The organism is Flavobacterium celericrescens (assembly GCF_011392075.1).
Lineage (GTDB): Bacteria > Bacteroidota > Bacteroidia > Flavobacteriales > Flavobacteriaceae > Flavobacterium > Flavobacterium celericrescens.
On the sequence record NZ_JAAJBV010000006.1, the window covers coordinates 187,568 to 204,491 of the forward strand.

General features: G+C 33.0%; 9 protein-coding genes. 4 read left to right on the plus strand and 5 right to left on the minus strand.

What is annotated here, in order from left to right; genetic code table 11:
* Positions 1-10 precede the first annotated feature (10 nt).
* Positions 11-760, plus strand: a complete 750-nt coding sequence (locus G4L40_RS09645) for a DNA/RNA non-specific endonuclease (RefSeq protein WP_235922630.1) — start codon at positions 11-13, stop codon at positions 758-760.
* Between the two features lie 50 nt (positions 761-810).
* Here the strand turns inward: G4L40_RS09645 and G4L40_RS09650 are convergent, their stop codons facing one another.
* Positions 811-4,146, minus strand: coding sequence for a zinc-dependent metalloprotease (locus G4L40_RS09650; protein ID WP_166236992.1), 3,336 nt, complete (start codon positions 4,144-4,146; stop codon positions 811-813).
* Between the two features lie 117 nt (positions 4,147-4,263).
* Positions 4,264-7,005 (minus strand): zinc-dependent metalloprotease, encoded by a 2,742-nt coding sequence (locus G4L40_RS09655; protein ID WP_166236993.1) that lies wholly within the window; start codon positions 7,003-7,005, stop codon positions 4,264-4,266.
* A 130-nt stretch (positions 7,006-7,135) separates the two neighbouring features.
* On the opposite strand from G4L40_RS09655, the gene G4L40_RS09660 reads away from it, so the two are divergent.
* The 3 genes from G4L40_RS09660 to bioB all read left to right on the plus strand — a co-directional run bounded on the left by G4L40_RS09660 (position 7,136) and on the right by bioB (position 10,518).
* Entirely contained in the window at positions 7,136-8,080 is a 945-nt protein-coding gene (locus tag G4L40_RS09660) for a bifunctional riboflavin kinase/FAD synthetase (protein WP_166236994.1), read from the plus strand.
* Complete coding sequence (locus tag G4L40_RS09665; RefSeq protein ID WP_166236995.1) at positions 8,061-9,371, plus strand: HTTM domain-containing protein; 1,311 nt, start codon at positions 8,061-8,063, stop codon at positions 9,369-9,371. Before G4L40_RS09660 ends, G4L40_RS09665 begins: the two co-directional genes overlap by 20 nt.
* A gap of 64 nt (positions 9,372-9,435) precedes the next feature.
* Positions 9,436-10,518, plus strand: a complete 1,083-nt coding sequence (bioB, locus tag G4L40_RS09670) for a biotin synthase BioB (RefSeq protein WP_166236996.1) — start codon at positions 9,436-9,438, stop codon at positions 10,516-10,518.
* A 42-nt stretch (positions 10,519-10,560) separates the two neighbouring features.
* On the opposite strand, the gene G4L40_RS09675 is transcribed toward bioB, so the two are convergent.
* From G4L40_RS09675 to G4L40_RS09685, 3 genes are all read right to left on the minus strand, one after another.
* Positions 10,561-11,949 (minus strand): dipeptidase, encoded by a 1,389-nt coding sequence (locus G4L40_RS09675; RefSeq protein WP_166236997.1) that lies wholly within the window; start codon positions 11,947-11,949, stop codon positions 10,561-10,563.
* 103 nt (positions 11,950-12,052) lie between these two features.
* Complete coding sequence (locus G4L40_RS09680) at positions 12,053-16,327, minus strand: T9SS sorting signal type C domain-containing protein (protein ID WP_166236998.1); 4,275 nt, start codon at positions 16,325-16,327, stop codon at positions 12,053-12,055.
* A 118-nt stretch (positions 16,328-16,445) separates the two neighbouring features.
* Positions 16,446-16,924: T9SS sorting signal type C domain-containing protein (locus G4L40_RS09685; RefSeq protein ID WP_166236999.1), on the minus strand; the 479-nt coding region annotated here is incomplete at its 5' end.

Consider the following 16,924-nt stretch of genomic DNA (forward strand, 5'->3'; position numbering starts at 1 on the left):
TATAGTCCTAATGCTATTTTCATGTATAGAAAACAAACCTGAAATAGAAAATCAAGAAGAACATAAAACAATTGGTAATCCATTGACCTCAAGTTTTGATTATTTACCGACCTCCACTACAAATACAATATACAAACATGACGGTTATACATTTTCTTATTCAGAAGATCACGAACAAAGTGAATGGGTAGCTTATAGTTTAAATAAAAATGACATCACTTTTTCAAAATTTGATAGGCCTTTTTTTGAACAAGATCCAATTGTGAAAACTGAATCAGCAGATTGGAGAAACTACAAAAAATCAGGCTACAACAAAGGTCATTTATGTCCCGCAGGAGATAGAAAAAGTTCATATTCTGCATATAAAGAAACTTTTTATACCTCAAATATTTCGCCTCAGTTATACGAATTTAATGCTGGAATATGGAATCGTTTAGAAGAAAAAACAAGGTATTGGGCAGAAAAATATGATGGTATTTATGTAATAACCGGTGGTGTTTTAAGTAATGATTTAGAAACAATAGGAAAAGAAGAAGTATCTGTTCCAAAATATTTTTATAAAATTTTAATTACTAAAGATGGTACAAAAATGATAGGTTTTTTGGTTCCACATGAAGCATCGGAAAAACCATTATATGAATTTGTCGTCAGCGTAGATGAAATTGAAAAAAGAACGGGAATTGATTTTTTTCCAAAACTAGATAATAACATAGAAAAAACATTAGAATCAGCTACAGAATATAAAAAATGGAGTTTTTAAAAAACAAAAAGTCCCGATAAATCGGGACTTTTTTTATTAAATAATTTAGATTATTCAACAACAATCTTTTTAGTTACTTCGCTAGAACCATCTTGAATTGTTACAAGATAAATGCCAGCTTGTACACCGTTTAATTGTAAATTTTCATTAAACAATCCGTTATTTGTATATGATTTTGTGAAAATTTCTCTTCCTCTCATATCATGTACACCAACTTTAATTTCATTACCTGAATTTGAAGTAAATTGAATATTAAAGTTTCCATTATTTGGATTAGGGTAGATTGCTAAATCGTTGATTGAGAAACTTTCATTTGACAATGGCGTTTGAGCCATACACAAATTAATTGACCAGTTTCCTATAGATCCAGTATCACCATTATACCAATCTGTAGCTCTTAACGTCCACGTTCCACTAGCTGTTTTTCCATTTAAAGCTGAAAGTGGTGAATCTGGCGAAAAAGTTCCTGTAGAAATTGTACATCCAGATGATGGAATTGCAGGATTACCATCTGAAAAAGTAATATTAACATTATCGAATTCTTCATCGCAATTTCTATTCCATAGAGAAACAATAGTTCCGTCTGGATGAACTAACTCAATAACTAAATCTTCAATATAAGTATGAGTAAATGCTAATCCAACATTAACTTCGTTAATATTTCCTGTAACTGTCCCTGGAACAACTATTGTTTTCGTAGCTGTTGTTCCTGCTGTATTAGCACCTGCACCATCACCTACAGCTAAAACAGTATTATTAGAATAATTAAACGTACAATTAGATTCGCCAGTAGTAAATTTATATGAAGAACTAAATGTTCCTGAACAACCAGAATTTTTAGGCTTAACTCTCCAGAAATAATCTGTTATTTCATTTAATCCAGAAATAGTTGTAGAAGTTCCTGTTATAGTTCCTGTTGCAATAATATTTGTAAAAGCAGCATCTGTTGCAACTTCAACATCATAAGAAGTAGCTGCTGCATTTGCAGGCCAAGATAAAACAGTAGAAGTAGCTTGACCAGTAGCTAAATTTGCTGGAGAAGTTAAATTTTGAATACCAAAACTTCCATTAACAACAGTTAAATACAAATTAACTGTTCTTGTTGTAGCGCCTGATGTTCCGGTAACAACAATTGTATAAGTACCAGTTGCAACTGCCGCAGTTGAAGTAAGATTTACGGTAACTGCACTACTTGCAGTTGTTGAAGCAGGAGAAAAACTTACAGAAGTATTAGCAGGATTTCCAGTAGCACTAAAAGTAGTTGTTCCAGAAAAACCCGCTAATGGTGTATATTGTAAATTATATGAAGCTGAATTTCCTTGACAAATTGTCGCAGTTTGAGCGCCTATAGCTCCAGCATAAGACAATGAAAAAGATGATGTTGGAGCTGCGATTGTAAAGTTAACATTTGAAATATCATAAAAAATGTGATTATTTCCTTTCACCATAATCCTATTTGTAGTACCAATATTATTTGGAACTGTAATATTCTCAGAACCATCATTTGGAACCCCAGAAGCCAAAGTTATAGGATATGTGTAACCTCCATCTGTGGATAAAAATATATCAACATTTGCACAATTAACACCATTTGTTGTTGTCCCTGAAACATTCCATGTTACATTTTGATTAGTCCCTACTTGCCATGAAATTGCAGTATTTGGTGCAGTCACTGCAAAAGGTCCTGCTGTTCCATTTACAGTAACAACCATTGCATCAGTATTTGTTAAGCCTCCATTTGCAACGTTATCTCTAACTGTAAGTGCAAAATTTAATGTTCTTGCTACTGAACTTAATGCCTCAACGACAATTACATCGTTACCAGTACCGTTGGTTGTAGTAGAATTTGCTATAACTCTATCAATTGGAGGGAAATATCTTGAAGTTGAACTAACTGGATCATATGATCTCCAGTTTGGTCCTGATGCTTTTGTTGCAGAAGCTGCTGAGGCAGCATTTGTTTGAGTTGAACCCGCATTGTCAATTTGTTCCCAGCAATATGTTAATGGATTCCCATTTGGATCAGTAGCACTCCCTGTCAAAATAAAAGGTGTGCTTTTTGGAATGGTATAATTTAACCCTGCATTTACAACTGGAGCCCCATTAGCTATAGGTGTTCTCACAGGACAAGTTTTACCTTCCATATTAGTTTCTACTTGAAAAATAGATGCAAAGTGAAAATAATCATCTGAATGAGGCTGAACATCTCTTGATGTAATTCCTGCATAACCCATTATAGTTGAGCCAGAACCAACTTCCATATTGACTCCTGTTCCTTCATTACTGTGTGAAAAAGTATGATTTGCACCAAATTGATGTCCCATTTCATGAGCAACATAATCAATATCAAAATTATCACCAGAAGGTATTCCATCAGCAGGAGATGTAAAACCGCTTCCTTTTGAGCCATCCTCACAAACACATCCAATACATCCAGCATTACCACCACCACCTGAGGCACCAAACAAATGTCCAACATCATAATTAGCCTCTGTGATAACACTTGTTAATGTGCTTTGTAATTCAGCATTCCAAGCTCCTCCAGAACCAGCTGCAGCTGCGGAATATGGATCAGTCCCTGCATTGTAATAAATTACATTTGTAGTTGAAGCGATAATATTCATGTGAATTGTAAAATCTTTTTCAAAGACTCCATTAACTCTAGTCATTGTTGCGTTAAATGCAGCTAAAACATTTGCCACTTGAGCAGCACTAGTTGCTCCAAAATAATTTGAATATTCCGCTGTACAAGATAATGCCAATCTGAAAGTTAATAATTCAGAAGTACTTGAACGCAATAAATTTGAATCATCTTTAGAAACTTTATCACCTAATCTATTTGTTAAACTTTGTTCTTGAGTTGAACAAGTAAATGGCAATTTCCCTTTTAATCTTTCAGAAGAATATACCGCATAAATTTTTCCATCTTCAGAATAAGGCTCCATGAATTCATTTCGCTTATCTGTTCTAAAAACCATTGTTTGAATTCCTCTTGGATCAACACTCATTCTTAATTGAGCATGTTTATCATCTATACCAATTCCTACATAAGAACGAATTTCAGGAAATTGAGTTTGTAATTCCTTGTCAAAATTTGAAGATTCAAATATTGAAAAACGTTCTAATTGTCCGTTAGCATTAGGAATTGAAATAATTATGTTTGATTTATTACTAACAAACCTATTTGGAGCTCCAAGTAAAGCCTGTTTGATTGTTACTAAATCAAGCTGCATCAATTTAAAATCTTGGGGAAAAGATTCTCTTTGAGCTGACTTAGAAACTTTGATTACTTGATCATTATAGCTTGACCAAGCTTTTTCCGTTTGTGAAAAACCAAAAGAGGTCATCAATAACGAAAAAGATAAAAGCAGTAAAGTTTTTTTCATTTTGGGTTAAGATTATGATTAATAGACAAATATAATATTTTTATTGAGTATGTAATTTTTTAAAGCAAAAAAAAGAGGTAGCTCTCACTACCTCTTTTTTATTATATTTATAACTAATTATTCAACAACAATCTTTTTAGTTACTTCGCTAGAACCATCTTGAATTGTTACAAGATAAATACCTGCTTGTACACCGCTTAATTGTAAATTTTCATTAAATAATCCGTTATTTGTATATGATTTTGTAAAAATCTCTCTTCCTCTCATATCATGTACACCAACTTTAATTTCATTTCCTGAATTTGAAGTAAATTGAATATTAAAGTTTCCATTATTTGGATTAGGGTAGATTGCTAAATCGTTGATTGAGAAACTTTCTGTAGCTAAAGCAATTTGTTGATAACAAAGCTCTATTGACCACGAACTAATACTACCTGTATCACCATTATAATAATCTGCGGCCAACAATGTCCATGTTCCATTAGTTACTTTACCATTATAAGCTGCTAAAGAAGTATTAGGTGCAAATGTACCTGTTGTTGCAGTACATCCAGTTGTTGGAACTGTTGGATTTCCATCAGAAAAAACATAAGTTAATGATCCTGGTGCATTATCACAATTTCTATTCCACAACACAACTTGAGTATTATCAGGGTGATTCATAGCAATAACTAAATCTTCAATATAAGTGTGTGTAAACCCTAAAGTTACATTAACATCTGAAATGTTTTGAGTTGGAGCTGGCACAGCTATTGTTTTAGTAACTACTGCCCCTGGAGTGTTTGCTCCAGTACCATCAGGCACTGTCAAAGTAGTATTGTTTGAATACGTATTACAAGTACTTGTAACAACATAACCGATTGCAAAACTTTTAGTGTTAACATTAAAGAAGATATTTGCACTTGCTTTTACCATAAATCTACAAAATGGAGCTGCAGTTGATGGTAAAGTAACTGCTTGTGATCCATCATTTGGTGTACCTGCTATAAGTGTTGTCCATGTAACACCACCATCAGTAGATAATAAGATATCAACATTTGCACCACCAGCAATACCACTATTACCAGCACTTGTCCATGTAACCGTTTGAGTAGATCCTGTTGGATAAGAAATTCCATCTGTATTTTGAGATGTAACATTTAATGCTGCAATATTAGCTACAGTAACTACCATATCATCAAAATTAGTCTGTCCTTGTCCAGCTACATTATCACGAGCAGTAAGTCTAAAGTTCAATGTTCTTGCAACAGAACTTAGTGCTTCCATAGTTACTCCAACACCTTGAGTTGTTGTACTACCATTTAAAACAGAAGTCATATTTGGCAAATATCTTGTTGGACTAGAAGATGCAGGATAACAAGCAAAATTTGGTCCTGTTGTTTTTGTTGGACTAGCAACACTTGCCGCATCTATATTCGATCCACCATCATCATTTTGTTCCCAAGCATATGTTAATGTACTAGTACCTCCAGCATCTGTCGCTGAACCAGTCAACATAAATGGTGTACTTAATGGAACTGTATAATCAGCCCCTGCATTAACCACAGGTGCACTATGTGTAATTGCTGTTGTTGTAGGACAAGTTTTAGTCGACATATTAGCTTGAACTTGTGCGATACTTGCAGCATGGAAAATATCAATAGAATTCATATGCGTATTATATGATGTAATACCCGCATAGCCCATGATAGTTACTCCACCACCTACTTCTTTATTTACACCTGTACCTTCATTTGCATTTGAAAAAGTGTGATTTGCGCCAAATTGATGTCCCAATTCATGAGCAACATAGTCAATATCAAAAGTATCTCCTTGAGGAACACCATCTGCAGGTGAAGTAATACCTCTACCTTTAGTGGAACCAGTACCAGCAGTTATTCCATTAACACAAACACAACCTATACAGCCAGCATTTCCACCACCACCAGTAGAACCAAACATATGTCCTACATCATAAGCAGCATTATTCGCAGCTAGTGTAGTTGCTGGACCTGTTAACGTAGTGTTTAATGCCTGCTGTAATTGAGTATTCCAATTAGCCATAGTTGTATATGGATCTGTGGTAGGGTTATAATAAATTACATTTGTAGTTGAAGCAACAATATTCATATGTATTGCGAAATCTTTCTCAAAAACACCATTAACTCTAGTCATTGTTGCATTAAATGCAGCTAAAACATTTGCTACTTGAGCAGCACTAGTAGCACCAAAATAGTTTGAGTATTCACCATTACAAGATAATGCTAATCTGAAATTTAATAAAGAACCTGTGCTAGATCGAGAAGTAACATCAGTAGTTGACAAGTCATTAATCAATTCTTGATCAGAAGTTGAACAAGTAAAAGGTAATTTACCATTTCTTCTAGTGCTAGACTGATAAACAGCATAAACTTTATTATCTTCTGAATAAGGCTCCATAAATTCTGTCCCTTTATCAGCTCTAAAAATCATAGTTTGTATACCCCTTGGATCAACACTAAGTCTTAATATTGCTTTTTTATCGTCTATACCTTGTCCAACAAATGAACGAATTTCAGGAAATTGTGCTTGTAATTCAGCATCAAAGTTAGATGCTTCAAACATTTCAAAACGCTCTAAAATACCTTCGCTGTTAGGAATTGAAATAATTGAATTTGATTTACTGCTTTCAAGTCTGTTTGGAGCTGCTAACAGCACTTGTTTCATAGCTGCTAAATCTAATTGCATCAATTTAAAATCTTGGGGAAAAGATTCTCTTTGTGCTGATTTAGAAACTTTAATCTCTTGGCCCTTGTAGTTTGACCATGCTTTTTCCGTTTGTGAAAAACCTAATGAGGCTGTCAAAAGCGAAAAAACAAAAATTAGTAAAGTTTTTTTCATTTTTGGTTATAATTACGATTAATACACAAAAATATTAAAAAAAACGAAAACTTAATAATAAAATCATTTTTTTTTAATTTACTTTCTTTTCTTTACCTGAAGAAATTATCTTTGTCGCAATTTAGATGCTTTGAAAACATTTCATTCAATTTTTGAGTTTACCTCTACTAAAAAAACTATCATAACCCTAGGGACTTTTGACGGTGTCCATTTAGGGCATCAATCTATATTGCACAAGCTTCGGAATTCAACTGAAAATGGCGTTTTTGATAGTTTAGTTCTTACTTTTTATCCTCATCCAAGAATGGTTTTACAACAAGATTCTTCCATTCAACTATTAAATAGCATTGAAGAAAAAATAGAATTATTTCAAAAATTTGGTATTGACAACCTAATCATCCATCCTTTTGACGAAAATTTTTCAGAATTATCAGCAGAGGAATTTGTAAAATCTATCTTAGTTGAAAAATTGAAAATTCATAAAATTATTATTGGTCACGATCATCGTTTTGGAAAAAACAGAACTGCAAATATTGATGATTTAATCATATTTGGAGAAAAATATAATTTTGAAGTAGAACAAATTAATGCTGAAGAAATTAATGAAATTTCAGTAAGTTCAACCAAAATTAGAAATGCACTTGCAAATGGTAACATTATTCTCGCAAATAGTTATTTAGGATATAATTACTTTTTTTCTGGAAAAGTAACAAAAGGAAAACAATTAGGTAGAACAATCGGTTTTCCAACAGCAAATATATCTTTATCCGAAAATTATAAATTAATTCCCAAAAACGGTGTTTATATTGTTTCAAGTAAAATTGACAATGCAACTATTTATGGGATGATGAATATTGGTTTCAACCCAACCCTTGGGGAAAATGAAAAAACTATTGAGGTTCATTTTTTTGATTTCAATCAAGATTTATATAACAAAATACTTACCATAACATTATTGCAACATATAAGAGAAGAGCAAAAATTTGAATCAATTGATGCGCTAAAAGAACAATTATATAGAGATCGCGAATTTTCATTAGCCTTTTTGAAAAATCATGAAAACATATCTTTTTAAACAAATCGACAATGCCCCTTTAATAGTATTCCGAATATTTTTTGGCTTTCTTATCGCTTGTGAAAGTTTCGGCGCGATAGCTACTGGGTGGGTTAAAGCAAATTTAATTGATATAAAATATGCTTTCCCTTTTATTGGATTTGAATGGATTAAACCTCTCCCTGAAAACGGAATGTTTTACTATTTTGTATTAATGGGAATTTTAGGGATTTTTATTATGCTTGGTTATTATTATCGTTTAGCAATAATCTTATACACTATACTGTGGGCTGGCGTTTATTTTATGCAAAAAACCACTTATAACAACCATTATTATTTACTATTAATTATTAGCTTTTTTATGATTTTTCTTCCTGCTAATCAATTTGCATCAATAGATGTAAAACAAGGAAGAATCAATAAAAAACTTTCAATGCCTTATTGGATTAGTATAGTATTTATTTCTCAAATCGCCATATTGTATTTCTATGCGTCTATAGCAAAACTATATCCAGACTGGCTTGACGGCACCTTTACAAGAAACCTACTTTCATCATCTAATTTATTTCCGCCTTTTAAAAATATTTTCTCTAAACCTTGGTTTTATTTGTTTATTGCATACGCAGGTATTTTTTTTGATTTGCTTATTGTGCCTTTTTTATTGTTTAAAAAAACTAGAACAATTGCTCTTTTAGCCTCACTAATTTTTCATTTATTCAATGCAATATTCCTACAAATAGGCATTTTTCCTTTTTTTGCATTGAGTTTTAGCTTGTTCTTTTATGAACCTGAAAAAATTAGAAATTGGTTCTTGAAAAGAAAACCTAAAATTGAATGGTCATCAAATGGTGAAAACAACTTGTACGGTAAAAAATTAGTCTTTTATATATTTTTACCATTTCTTATTCTTCAATTATTACTTCCTTTAAGACACTATTTGATTAAAGGCGATGTATTGTGGACTGAAGAAGGCCATCGATTAAGTTGGCGCATGATGCTTAGAGAACGTTCAGGATACATCAACATTAAAATAAAGGACAATAACACTAACGAAGTTTTCATTTATAATTATAATAAAGATTTAACACCATATCAAGCAAAAAATCTAGCCACGAAGCCAGATTTTATTTGGCAATATTGTCAACGCATAAAAAAAGAATATACTAACAATAATATTAGCATCTATATTAATTGCAAAAACAGTATTAACAGAAGTGAATACAAAACCTTAATCGACCCAAAGCAAGATTTCGTAAAAGCAAAATGGAATTATTTTTTTCATAATGATTGGATATTACTTCATGAATTCTAAATTGCCTTTTGTTGTTTTTATTTCCAAAGTTATTATTTACTTTTGAGGCTTAATAAAATGACCCATGAGTATTACTAAACATAACTGGACAAAAGAAGAAATAATTGCCATTTACAACAAACCCCTAATGGATTTAATGTATGAGGCTGCAACTATTCACAGAGAACACCACGACCCTAATGTTGTTCAAGTATCAACTTTATTATCCATCAAAACTGGAGGATGCCCAGAAGATTGCGGCTATTGTCCACAAGCTGCTCGTTATCACACAGACATAAAAGGAAATGATTTAATGTCTGTACAACAAGTAAAAGCACAAGCATTGAGAGCAAAATCTTCAGGTTCATCAAGAGTTTGCATGGGTGCTGCATGGAGAAATGTAAAAGATGGTCCTGAATTTGACCAAGTATTAGAAATGGTTCGTACAATTAACAAACTTGACATGGAAGTTTGTTGTACACTTGGAATGCTTACAGAAAATCAAGCCGCTCGATTAGCAGAAGCTGGTTTATATGCTTATAACCATAATTTAGATACTTCTGAAGATTATTACAAAGAAGTAATTTCAACACGAGGTTTTGAAGACCGGTTGAAAACAATTGACAATGTTCGTAAAACCAATGTCACTGTTTGTAGTGGTGGAATTATAGGAATGGGTGAAAGCATTGAAGATAGAGCAGGAATGCTAGTTGCTCTTTCTACCTTAAACCCTCAACCAGAATCAGTTCCAATTAATGCTTTAGTAGCTGTGGAAGGAACACCAATGGAAAATGAAAAACCAGTTGAGATTTGGGAAATGATTCGAATGGTTGCCACAACGAGAATTATTATGCCAGAAACTCAAGTTCGATTATCAGCAGGAAGAACAGAAATGAGCAGAGAAGGTCAAGCAATGTGTTTCTTTGCTGGTGCCAATTCTATTTTTGCTGGTGATAAATTATTAACAACTCCAAATCCTGATGTAAATGAAGACATGAAAATGTTTGAAACACTCGGATTGCAACCGCAGAAACCATTTATTAAAATAATGCAACCTAAAACTGTTGAAGCAGCCGATTCAAAATATGAATCGTTAGGAGAAAAACCTAAATGGTCTAGACCAGGACATGAAATTGAAAGAAATTTAGAAGCTTCAAGCAAAAAATAAACATAAAAAAAGGTTGTCAATTAATTTTGACAACCTTTTTTACTATTTGTTCATTTCTACAAAATATTTGTAGAATAATGGAATTGTTTCAATACCTTTTAGATAATTAAAAATCCCAAAATGTTCATTTGGCGAGTGAATTGCATCACTGTCTAAACCAAATCCCATTAATATTGTTTTAGATTTTAATTCTTTTTCAAACAAAGCTACAATTGGAATACTTCCTCCTGAACGAACAGGAATTGCAGGCACACCAAATGTTTCTGTATACGCTTTATTAGCGGCTTTATAGCCCACGCTATCGATTGGAGTTACATATCCTTGACCTCCATGGTGAGGCGTAACTTTTACTTTTACTGCTTTTGGCGCAATACTCTCAAAATGTTTTTTGAATAATTCTGTAATTTCTTCCCAATCTTGATTTGGCACTAAACGCATAGAAATTTTTGCAAATGCTTTACTTGCAATAACTGTTTTTGCGCCTTCGCCTGTATAACCACCCCAAATTCCATTTACATCTAATGTTGGACGAATTGAATTTCGTTCGTTAGTTACATAACCCGTTTCGCCATAGATGTCCTCAATATCTAAAGCTTTTTTATAGTTTTCTAACGAAAATGGTGCTTTTGCCATTTCTGTTCTTTCTTCAGTCGAAAGCTCTTCCACTTTATCATAAAAACCAGGAATGGTTATATGATTATTTTCATCATGAAGCGAAGCAATCATTTTAGTCAACACATTAATCGGATTAGCAACAGCTCCACCATATAATCCTGAATGTAAATCTCTATTTGGTCCTGTTACTTCAACTTCCACATAACTCAACCCACGAAGCCCTGTAGTGATTGAAGGTTGTTGGTTAGAAATCATTCCTGTATCAGAAATCAAAATTACATCATTTGCAAGTTTTTCTTGATTACGTTCTACAAACCAGCCCAAGCTTTTTGATCCAACTTCTTCTTCTCCTTCAATCATAAATTTAACGTTACACGGCAAGCAATTGTTTTGAATCATATATTCAAAAGCTTTTACATGCATGTACATTTGTCCTTTATCATCGCAAGCTCCACGAGCAAAAATGGCTCCTTCAGGATGAATTTCCGTAGTTTTAATTACAGGTTCAAAAGGTGGTGAAGTCCATAATTCCATTGGATCTGGTGGTTGCACATCATAATGTCCATAAACCAAAACTGTAGGTAAATTTTTATCGATTATTTTTTCGCCGTAAACAATTGGATATCCTGGTGTTTCGCATAATTCTACGAAATCACAACCTGCTTTTTCCAAACTTGCCTTTACGGCTTCTGCAGTTGAAACTACATCATGTGCATAAGCACTATCAGCACTTACAGATGGTATTTTTAATAATTCGATTAACTCATTAATAAAACGTTCTTTATTAGCTTGAACGTATTGCTTTATATTTTCCATTGTGTTTGTTGAATAATTTCAAAAATACAAAAAATGTTTAGATTTCATCAAATAAAAAACCCAATCATAATTTGACTGGGTTTTTTTACAAAAAACTATATTCTTAAAAAATTATTTTTTTGGTTACTTGTTTTCCGTTTGTTAATGTTAATTTCACGATTAACGATTGGTTTTGAATTGCAAGATTTTGAACTTTAAATTCATTATTATTAATCTCTGATTTTGAGAAAATTTCTTTTCCAAGAATATCATAAATTGCAATGGAACTTATTTTTTCAATGGAAGAATTCAAATTGATAACTCCACTGTTAGCATAAACTAAAACTGTGTTTTCTACTATTATTTCTTCTTGATTAGATGGTTTTTTATACACCAACTCAAATCTATCATTAAATGTCCCCGCTTGAGATAAAAAGTAATAAGCACCTTCTTTCAAATCATGAATTGCATTTGTATAATTATCTCTTAAGTAAATCGCTTGATTTGCAAATAATCCGTCAAATTGCTCAATACTGATTTCAAAACTGCTTGGTATAACAACTTTTAAACCTAATTTTATTGTATCATCCGCTGAAAAATTACCTTTTCCTTGAATAACATATTCTTGATTTCCATCAATTAAGCTATATAATATTGTTTTAGAAATGTCTAATGTTTTTCCATCGATTAATCTATCAAAACCATTAGTCCCATTTGGTAAATATCCCACTAAAATTTGATTATATTTTTCAGAACTATCATTAAGATTTAACCAAATTCTATGTTTTTCAGAATTTTCAACTTCAGTTTCATTGTTTCTAAAAAATTGAGTGGTTGTACTAGCATCTTCGCGTAATTCATTTTCAAAAGTAACTGTGTGTGCAGTGTTTGCTTGAATAAAAAATCCTTGTCCAATTTGAATTTTATCATTTGGAATTGCACCTCCAGCCGCAGAAGCCGTCCCACCTAAAGTAGTATATGAAGCATAGTTATTTTGAGGATATGTTCCTCCACTTGCAGGAACTGTGTGCGTCCAATAATACAATGTTTCTACTTTTGGATTTTGAATTAAAAATCGATAAGCACTAATAGGAGATGCGTATGGGTTTCCTAATAAATTATAACCTTGACCAACTGAATAAGTCAAGCTTCCATTATTAGGAACTCCAGTAAATTGTCCATTAAAAACTGCTGGTGTTACGCTTGACCATGTATTATCAACTCTAATCATATATCCTTTAGCAGTAGCAAAACTGTTTGTAGAAGGTGTTACAGATTGATAAGCCGTTGGAGTTGTTGTTCCTGTATATAAATATTCATAAAAACGAGTTGCAATTGTATTTGGTGAAAAAGCCAATAAATTTTGACCTGCAACAGGTGAAGACCATGCCGTATAATCTTGACGAATCATTGGTGCTGAGTTTCTACTCACAACAATATTTCCTGAATTTACAGCGTGTTTTGTATGTTGAATTAAAGCTGCGCCGTTATTAAATGTTAGAGTACCTGTGCCATTTACAGTAACATTTTCACCTACTCTTAAAGTATGTCCTGAATTAAATACAACATTTGCCCCCGTATTAACCGTAACTGAACAAGCATCTAAACTTGCAGTAGAAGAATAATTTCCTGCAAAAGTAACAGCCACTTTGCTTGTTGGTACGCCATTACTCCACGCTGTACCATTCCATGTAGTTGTAGTTGTTCCACATTGCCAAAATTGACCTGTCCAAATTCCTCTTCCATATGTTCCTGCAACAATTGTGTTATCAAGAGCTCTATATTCGAAATTAAGAACTTTAACATCTTTCATTCCATCGTTTGAACGTCTCCAATTTGGTGAAGCGGCACTAAAATTCATTGTATACCAAACACCTAATTCTGTACCAATAATTACTTCATCGGTAGCATTCGGATTTTGCAAGATACATTTAACTGGGAGATTTGGAAGATTTCCTTCTTTGTTTTGCCACGAAGTTCCTCCATTTGAAGTATACCAAATACTCGGTACACCGTAATTATGAAATGTAACAAAAATATCATTTTCAGTATTTCCAAAACGAATATCTGAAATAGCTCCTGTCCAAGAAGGGTCTGCTATGTTTGACCATGTTATTGCATTAATTGTAGCTGTAGTAGTTGCAAGTGCGGCATTATTTAAACGTAACAATCTTCCATTTGCAAGACCAACTAAAACAGATGTTGTTGTGGTTGGCATTGGTTTGAAAAACGTTGGAATATCATTTAAAAGTGCATTTGTAAGTATTCTTCTTGTTGCGTTACTTGCTCCTAAATCGTATTTATAGATTTGGTAGGTAGGAGTTGCAGTTGTTCCATTAGCATATAATCTATCATTTGCACTATCTAAACCACATTCATTAACAAAATCACCATCATTTTGATTCGCAGCAATATCATAAGACCATCCACCATTAATATTATATCTAGAATAATAATTATATACATATGAAGCAATTACATATGCATCTGTATCTTCAATAAATTCCCAACAACCATCTCCACCAAACAAATCAGTTGTAGCATTTGTTCCTGCCGCAGCATTTGACACATATTGTGACCCATTATCTTGCAATCCACCTATGAACCTGTTTACTGATGTTGATGCAGTATTAATATCTGCTTTATATACTTGTGTTACATTATAGTTATTGTTTCTAACACCTATTGTGGTTCCAGAATCATTTGAATAATAAACCCCTCCATCACATCCAAAAACAACTCTAGATGTTTGTGTTGAACAGAACGTCATTACATGATGATCTGAATGAACTCCATCTAACGAACCGTTATTTCCCGTCCAATCTGTTAACTGAGTCCACATTGAAGCTGCCGTTGCAGTAAAAGCTGTTGTTGTTCTAAAAATTTCAATACCTCCAACATATACCTCATTATCATTTGTTGGATTCATACCGATCATTAAATCATAAAAAGCTTGTCCGCGAGTAAAATCTGTAGCTGCAGGTGGCTGATTTCCTGTACTTATTGGCAATGCTATTGTTGTGTTTACAGTAGCAAAACCATCTGTTGATCTTCTTATAAAAGGTAATCCTGTTCCATTATTCTCACACAATGCAAACATTCTATTTGCAGCAGTCTTTGATGCTACAAGTTGAACTCTACCTCCATCTGTTGCCGTTGTAGAAAAATTACGAACTAAAGTCCAATCAGATCCTGTTGTACATTTATAAACTCTTCCTCCCCCTTCACCAGTCGCATAACTATATTTCGAACCCATGAATAAATTTCCAGCAAAATCTATTGTAAAACTATTTGGAGCTACAAATTTTGTTCCTGCTGTGCTATATAAAGAAGCATTCGTTTGTCTCACAAAATTGACCCCATCTGTACTTTTATATAGCCCAACTGTGTTTGAGCCTAAATAAGAATAGCCAGCGCCTCCTGAAGCTGAAGTAATTTCTTCAGTATACGCCATAGCATCCGCTCCAAAATAAACTTCAGTTAATCCTGTGCTTGGATTTCGCCAAGCTATTATATCTTGAATATAAGCAATCATATCACCAACAACAGTCGATGAACCCGTAAAGATAAGTTTCCACGTTACACCTCCATCAATGGATTTATATACTCCATTACCATTGACAGCACCCCAAGTATATACTTCTCCAGTTCCAATATACATGATGTTAGAATTTTGGGGATCTACTGTCATACAAGTTACGGCCATATTGCTCGGCACTCCAGAAACCTGTGACCAACTTCCAGCGGCACTAGTGATATCATTATTAACCCATAATCCACCGCTAACAGCTCCTGCAAATACTTTTGTAGTACTGCCTGGAGCAAACATAACTACTCTAGTTCTTCCACCAACGTTATTAGGACCACGTTCAACCCATTGATTGTCCATACCGTCTCCTGGAACACGTCCTGACTCTAGCTGTTGGTTTAATTCTTTTTGTAAATTTAAAGTAACTTCTGGAGTTGGGCGCCCTAAGTTTGGGTCTGCCGTATATAACCATTCTTGCTCATTATATGCATTTGGAGGTAATCCTAAAGCTTTACGTTCTGCTTTTGGTAAACGCATTTTTTTTCTATACGGATGATAATTAACTAATTGATGGTATTTTTCTCTTAGTTTTTCAATAGAATCCAACTCTTTTTCAGAATATCTTTGAGAAGTTTGATTTACAATATTTTTCTCTACTGAAACAACATTGTGCTCTTTTTTATTAGAGTGAACAACTAAACTTTTGGATTTACTTTTTAATTCAGGGTTTTCAGTTTGTTTTTCTTGAGTGTCAAAAGAAATAGTATTTTTTTTAATAATTTCTTTTTCTTCAAACTTTGTAGCTAAAAAATAGCCTGTAGCCATAGTAGCTAAGAGGAAAAGGCTTACTCTAAGTAACTTTTTTTTCATAATGTAGTAATTTGGGGAAAACAAATATATCAAAAAGTCTTAATTAATTTTACTTTATTTCATAAAAACAAAGAATCCCAGATGAACTGGGATTCTTTGTTAAGTGTTTATATAGTTATTAATACACTACTTTTTTAGTGATAGTTTGACCATTTGTTAATGTGGTTTTCACAAGTAACGCTTGATTTGTAGCAGTTAGTTTAGAAACAATCATTTCTTTGTCGTTTACTTTGTCGTTGTGATATAGTTTTCTACCTAATACATCAAATATTGTAATTTCTTTGATGTTTTCAGTAGCAGTAATTGCAATACCATTTGTTGTAGTGTAAACTGTAATGTTGTTTTCATTCACAAAATCTTCATTGGCTAATGTGTTTTTGTACACCACTTCAAAACGGTCTGTAAAAATTCCGTCTTGTGTTGTGAACGAATATGGTGTTTGTTTGACATCATGAATGCTATTGTTGTATTTGTCTTTAATAAATACATCTTGAGTTGTAAATAATCCATCAACATTTTCAATAGAAATAGAATATGTGCCTGGAGTTAATACTTTTAACCCTAATGCAACAACATCAGTATCTGTAAATGGCAAAC

What these genes read in the sequence shown, in the direction of transcription:
- G4L40_RS09675 (WP_166236997.1), bottom strand. Translation starts at nt 11,949, where the DNA reads ATGGAAAATATAAAGCAATACGTTCAAGCTAATAAAGAACGTTTTATT.
- G4L40_RS09680 (WP_166236998.1), bottom strand. Translation starts at nt 16,327, where the DNA reads ATGAAAAAAAAGTTACTTAGAGTAAGCCTTTTCCTCTTAGCTACTATG.
- G4L40_RS09650 (WP_166236992.1), bottom strand. Translation starts at nt 4,146, where the DNA reads ATGAAAAAAACTTTACTGCTTTTATCTTTTTCGTTATTGATGACCTCT.
- bioB (WP_166236996.1), top strand. Translation starts at nt 9,436, where the DNA reads ATGAGTATTACTAAACATAACTGGACAAAAGAAGAAATAATTGCCATT.
- G4L40_RS09655 (WP_166236993.1), bottom strand. Translation starts at nt 7,005, where the DNA reads ATGAAAAAAACTTTACTAATTTTTGTTTTTTCGCTTTTGACAGCCTCA.
- G4L40_RS09645 (WP_235922630.1), top strand. Translation starts at nt 11, where the DNA reads ATGCTATTTTCATGTATAGAAAACAAACCTGAAATAGAAAATCAAGAA.
- G4L40_RS09665 (WP_166236995.1), top strand. Translation starts at nt 8,061, where the DNA reads ATGAAAACATATCTTTTTAAACAAATCGACAATGCCCCTTTAATAGTA.